General features: G+C 71.4%; 6 protein-coding genes, 1 tRNA gene and 1 pseudogene. 4 read left to right on the top strand and 4 right to left on the bottom strand.

The window, feature by feature from the left end; genetic code table 11:
- Window positions 1–545: hypothetical protein (locus AC3XYG_RS19035; protein ID WP_489141431.1), on the bottom strand; the 545-nt coding region annotated here is incomplete at its 3' end.
- Between the two features lie 132 nt (window positions 546–677).
- Between AC3XYG_RS19035 and AC3XYG_RS19030 the strand changes: the two genes are divergently transcribed.
- Both AC3XYG_RS19030 and AC3XYG_RS19025 read left to right on the top strand, forming a co-directional pair.
- Window positions 678–752, top strand: a tRNA-Gln gene (locus AC3XYG_RS19030).
- A gap of 184 nt (window positions 753–936) precedes the next feature.
- Window positions 937–1,146 carry a hypothetical protein gene (locus AC3XYG_RS19025; RefSeq protein WP_489141430.1) on the top strand — a complete coding sequence of 70 codons (210 nt, stop codon included), beginning with the start codon at window positions 937–939 and terminating at the stop codon, window positions 1,144–1,146.
- Window positions 1,147–1,177: 31 nt separating this feature from the next.
- Here AC3XYG_RS19025 and AC3XYG_RS19020 read toward each other — a convergent pair whose 3' ends face one another.
- Window positions 1,178–3,313: a CHASE2 domain-containing protein gene (locus tag AC3XYG_RS19020; protein ID WP_489141429.1), complete on the bottom strand. Its 2,136-nt coding sequence runs from the start codon at window positions 3,311–3,313 to the stop codon at window positions 1,178–1,180.
- 4 nt (window positions 3,314–3,317) lie between these two features.
- Window positions 3,318–4,031 (bottom strand): Crp/Fnr family transcriptional regulator, encoded by a 714-nt coding sequence (locus AC3XYG_RS19015; protein ID WP_489141428.1) that lies wholly within the window; start codon window positions 4,029–4,031, stop codon window positions 3,318–3,320.
- Window positions 4,032–4,167: 136 nt separating this feature from the next.
- Here AC3XYG_RS19015 and AC3XYG_RS19010 point away from each other — a divergent pair, with 136 nt between their 5' ends.
- A complete protein-coding gene (locus AC3XYG_RS19010; RefSeq protein ID WP_489141427.1) occupies window positions 4,168–4,797 on the top strand; it encodes a FecR family protein in 630 nt (209 codons plus the stop codon).
- Between the two features lie 50 nt (window positions 4,798–4,847).
- Here the strand turns inward: AC3XYG_RS19010 and AC3XYG_RS19005 are convergent, their stop codons facing one another.
- Entirely contained in the window at window positions 4,848–5,102 is a 255-nt protein-coding gene (locus AC3XYG_RS19005) for a hypothetical protein (RefSeq protein WP_489141426.1), read from the bottom strand.
- 144 nt (window positions 5,103–5,246) lie between these two features.
- Here AC3XYG_RS19005 and AC3XYG_RS19000 point away from each other — a divergent pair.
- Window positions 5,247–5,404, top strand: a pseudogene (locus tag AC3XYG_RS19000) (xanthine phosphoribosyltransferase); the annotation flags it as partial.

Genomic DNA, 5,404 nt, shown 5'->3' with positions numbered 1-5,404 from the left:
TGGGCCGGTGCCGATGAGGCAGGTCCGGTGGCAGCAGTGCCGGCATCCGTCGAGGCCGTGGTCGAAGACGCGGCCGGCGCCTCGGTGGCCGCTGGCTGGGCGGGCGCGGCCGGCTCCGGCGCGGCCTGGGGCTCCGGGGCGGTGCTGGCCGCGGGCGTCGCCGCCGGGGGCGGTTCGGAGGCCTGTGGCGCAGGCGCGGCCGGCTTGGCCGGCGCCGGACTCGGAGTCGCGGCAGCCACCGGCGTGCGGGCCGCCGGCTCCTCGGACCGGTGGCTCAGCCGGTCGGCAGCGAACCAGCCGATGCCGGCCAGGGCCAGCAGGCCGGCGATCAGCCATCCGGCCAGCCCGCCGCGCCGGGGCGGCGGCGGGGCGGGTTCGGACAGACGTTCGCTCAACGCCCCGATTTCGCCGCGCGCGGTCCGCAGCTCGCCCTCCAGCCGCAGCACGCTGTCGGCCAGCGCCTTCAGCCTTGCCTCCTCCGGCGTCTCGGACGTCTGGTCCGGGGGGAAATGCAGGGAATCCTCAGGGGGGCGCTCGCCGCTCATACCGTAACCGCCTCGATCGTTGCCGTGACTCGTGCCGCGCCGCATAGAGGATTAGTCTTCTATTATGCCGGGGCCGGGGCGGCAACGCGCGGTTGCGATGCCGCATCGGCTGAGCTATCAATCGCGGCCGATTGGGGCGTCGCCAAGTGGTAAGGCAACGGGTTTTGATCCCGTCATTCCTAGGTTCGAATCCTAGCGCCCCAGCCAGCTCCTCCGCTGATCATCCCTGCAAGACCCGCGGATCGTTGCCGGCGGTACGATTTCGCCTTGCAAGCCTCACGCGACTCTCCAATCTGTGAATCAGGCGATCGCGGCGATTTTCGCGGTCAGCCGCAGCCAGCCGGCGGGAACCTGTGTCGCCCGCGGATCGTTGGTTGCTCAGGAGGTACGGATGATGATCGCGCTTTTCATCGGTGGCGGCCTGGTTGCCGCTTTCTACGGCCTCGCCCTCTGCCGCGCCGCTTGGCACGACGACGAGCGTGAGCCGGTCCAGACGACACAGATCTCGTACCGCTGGGTGGTCGACCCGCCGCGCTGGACCACCTGGGCGCCGACCCGGCAGACGGTCGCGATCCGATCACCCCGGCGCCGCCAGCGCTGATCGGTCCGCATCGGCCGGGAATCGCGGGCGATCAGTCGATCGTGATCAGGTCGCCATTCGCGGTGCCCGCGGCCAGGCGCCGCGCATGCAGCCGCACCAGCGGGTCGTCTGGATGGGCATCCGCCAGCGCCGCGAACAGGCCTGCCGCGGTGGGATCGCGGCGGCACAACGCGGCATGGGCCTCCGCATAGGCTGATGCCGGGGCCGTGCAGATCGCATCCGGCACCATCGTCTCCAGCGGCGCGCTGCGGCCGCGCAGCACCAGCCGGCCGACCGGCCGAAACCTCTCCTCCGGGCACGCGGCGGCGGTCGCCGCGGCAACGCACAACGGCGTCCCCAGCGTCTTGTTGGCGTGCTCCAGCCGCGCTGCCATGTTCACCACGTCGCTGTAGGCGGTGTAGTCGAAATGGTGGCGGCTGCCGAAATTGCCGACCACAGCGCCGCCGGTGTTCACCCCGATCCGGGTCTGGCCGAAGGGAATGCCCTCGGCGCGGCGGGCCGCGGCAAAATCGATGGTGAAGCGGTGGATTGCCAGGGCGCAGCCCACGGCGCGGGCGGCGTGGTCCGGCTGGTCCAGCGGCGCGTTGAACATGGCGTGCAGGGCGTCGCCGACCATCTTGTCGATGGTGCCGCCGGCCGCCAGGACGCAATCGCAGACCCCGTCGAAATACGCGTTCAGCGTGGCCACCAGCCGGTCCGGCGGCACGGTTTCGCTCAGCAGGGTGAAATCGGCGATGTCGGTGAAGACGAAGGACATGTCGCGCCATTCGCCGCCCAGCCGCAGCCGTTCCGGATGCTCCGCCAGCCGGGTCACCAGTGTCGGTGACAGGAACTGGCCGAAGGCAGCGCGGATGCCACGACGCTCCCGCTCCACCCGCCATTGCGCCGAGGCCGCCACCGCGCCATGGGTCAGCAGCAGCCCGAGCGCCGGCAGGGTCGGGTCGATCAGCAGCCCGGCCTGCCGGAAGGCGACGAAGGCGCCGCCGACGATCGTCATGGCCGCCAGCACCACCAGCCCGGCCGCGATGCCGGCCGGCAGGCGCCGCCATGAGGCGATCAGGGCCAGGCCCAGCACCAGCAGCAGCCCGGTCTCCAGTGCCATGGTCCAGGCCGGGCGACGCAGGTGCTGGCCCAGCAGGATCTGCTCCAGCACCTCGGCCTGGGCGGTGACGCCGGAGATGCGGTCGTGCAGCGGCGTCAGTACGGTGTCGCCGAAGCCGACGGCGGTGACGCCGACCAGCACGATCCGGCCGCGCACGGCATCGGCGACGGCCGCGTCCGGCGTGGCCGGGTCGACCATCTGCCAGGCCGGCACCTCGCGCGCTGGCGCGTCCGGCGTGAAATGCACCCACAGCCGGCCGTCCGGCGACACCGGCACGATGACGTCGCCGACGCGGATGGCGTCCAGCCCCAGCGCGTCGCTCGAGGCGCGCAGCGTCACGGTGCTGGCGCCCTGGGCGACCCGCAGCGCCTCGATCGCCAGCGACGGCACGGCCGAGTCCTGCAGCAGGGCGATGGCCGGCAGCCGCCGCAGCACCTCATCCGACCCGGACGGGGCGCCGATGCTGCCATTGCCGGCCGCAGCCCCCTCGAACAGCGGCAGGCTGGGCACCGCCCCGGCGAAGCGGTCCAGCCGGTCGCGCACAGGCCCGATCTCGGCAAAGCTGGCGGCGATGTGCGGCGGGCGATGGCCGGGCTGGTCGGTGATGGCGAAGGCGACGACGCTCGGCGCCTCGGACAGGGCGGCAGCGAGGTCGCGGTCCGGATCCGGCAGCTTGGCCGTCAGCGCCGCCAGCGTGGCCGGATCGGTGCGGCCGGCCAGCAGCGTCGCGATCTGGTCGGGGGCGGACCGGTCCGGCTCCGCCAGCACGACATCCAGGGCGATCGCCGCCGCCCCGGCCCGGGCCAGCCGGTCGACCAGCTTGGCCAGCCGGTCGCGTGGCCAGGGCCATTGGCCCAGCCGGCGCAGCGATTCGTCGTCGATCACCACGACCCGGACCGGCGTTTCCGGCTGATAGATTCGCGGCGCCATCCGCTGGAACAGGTCGAAGCTCTGCAGCCGCAGCGCCGCCACCGGCGCCGGATCGGCGAAGCGCAGGGCCAGCAGCCCGGCAAGGACCAGGAGGCCGGGCAGGGTCGGACCCAGGCGGCCCCACAATGTGCGCATCGGTTCAGGGCGCTCCGATATCCGCGATATCGGCCAGCGCGTCGTGGTCCCGGATCAGCAGCGCGCCGTTTTCGCGGTCGATGACGCCTTCGGCCACCCAGCGGCCGAGCTGCAGGTTGACCTTTTCCCGGCTGGCCCCGATCAGCTGGCCGAGATCGCGCTGCGACAGCGACAGGGGCAGCAGGATGCCGCGCGTGTCGGACTTGGCGCCCTGGGCCTCGCACAGCGCCAGCAGCAGCCGCGCCAGCCGCGACGGCAGGGCCAGCAGCGCCACCCCCTCCAGCTGGTCGCTGGTGCGCCGCAGCTTGGCCGACAGCAACTCCAGCAGCCGGATGCAGGCCTCCGACGAACTCTGCAGCACCGGCAGCATGTCGCGCCGCTCTAGCACCAGCAGCTGGCATTTGCCGAAGGCGACGGCATCGGCACTGCGGCCGCGCCCGTCCAGCAGCGACATCTCGCCGAAGATCTCCCCGGCCTCGACGATCGCCAGCAGGATCTCGCGTCCCTGGGGCGAGGTCAGACGCAGCGCGACGCGCCCGGACACCACGATCATCAGGCTGGTGCCGTCGTCGCCGCGCAGGAAGATGGTGTCGCCATCGGCATAGCTGTGCTCATGCAGATGGGTCGTCAGCGCGTCACGCTGCGCCGGCGGGAAGCCGGCGAAAAACGGGGTCTCGGACAGAAGGCGACGCTTCTCTGCCGGCGGAACACTGGCCACTCGGACTCTCCTGCCATCGCTGCGCTAGGATACGGGCTGCTGGTTCATACGGGAAGGCTTGGTTGCGCTGCGAAATGACGCTGGTCACACTTTGCGATGCCAACCTACGTAATGATCTCCCTGAAAGGAGACCGGGATGACACGGATATTGCGCGCCATGGCAATCGGCTTGGCCTGCCTGCTGCCTCTGGCGGCGGCGCTGGCTGATGATCGGCCGACCGTCGGGCAGGTCGATCGGCTCGAACCGGCGGCGGGGGCTTACTACCAGGGGCAGAACCGTCTGCTCGACCCGGCATCGCCGGTGTTCCGTGACGACACGCTGTGGACCGGCCCCCAATCGCGGCTGCAGGTGCGGCTCGAGGACGGGACGCAGCTGACGCTCGGGCCGGCGGCACGGCTGGTGGTCGACCGCTTCACCTATGGCGGGGCCGATGGCAGCGCGACACTGGCGCTGCGGCGGCTGCAGGGCGCGTTTCTGTTCGTCGGCGGCGGCATCGAATCCGTGCCCGGCCGCAAGCTGTCGATCGAGACCGGGGTTGCCACCCTTGGTGTCAGGGGCACCCACTTCTTCGCCGGCCCGATCGACGGGGCCTTCGGCGTCTTCGTGTTCTCCGGCGCGGTCGACGTCTCGACTGATGCCGGCACGGTCTCGCTCGGGCCGGGCGACGGCACCATGGTCACCAGCCGCAAGGATCCGCCGGACGTGGTCAAGCGCTGGCCCGCGGCGAAGATCCAGCGGGCGCTCGACATCATCGGCTTCCGCTGAGGCAACCATCCTTTCCGTCGCCGCCGGATCCGGCGGCGACGGGGCGGGGCTTAGAGCCCCAGTTCCTGCTTGATCTCGGCCAGGGTGGCGCAGGCCTTGTCCGGGTCCTTGGCGCTGATCGACGGGATCGACTGGATCTTGCTGGAGATGTCGGCCAGCTTGTCCTCGGGCAGCGACCCGTCGCGCACCTTGGACCCCCAGGCGGCGACCACCGCCGCGGACTCCGCGTTGACGTCGCAGCTGGCCGCCAGCGCCGGCGCGGCGGCGAAGGCGATAAGGCCGGCGGTCAGGACGAGACGAAGCATTCCGCACTCTCTGGTCTGGCGCAGCCGCAGGGGCTGCGGCCGAGATATCCCCCCCAAGCATGGCGAGATCAAGGCCAGCACCCTTCCGGCGCCGCCCCGGTTGCGCTATGAAGCCCAATTCCCAGGTGGTGGAGAGATCAGGACATGGCCGAGAATCCCAGCTTCCGGAAGGACTTCCCGGTCTCCTGGGAGGAACTGCACCGCAACGCCCGTGCGCTGGCCTGGCGTTTGGCCGAGCTGGGGCCGTGGAAGGGCATCGTCGCCATCACCCGCGGCGGGCTGGTGCCGGCGGCGATCCTGGC

The organism is Inquilinus sp., assembly GCF_057815775.1.
Note: the sequence above shows the minus strand (reverse complement) of the source record. Positions and strands in the feature narration are given on the sequence as shown.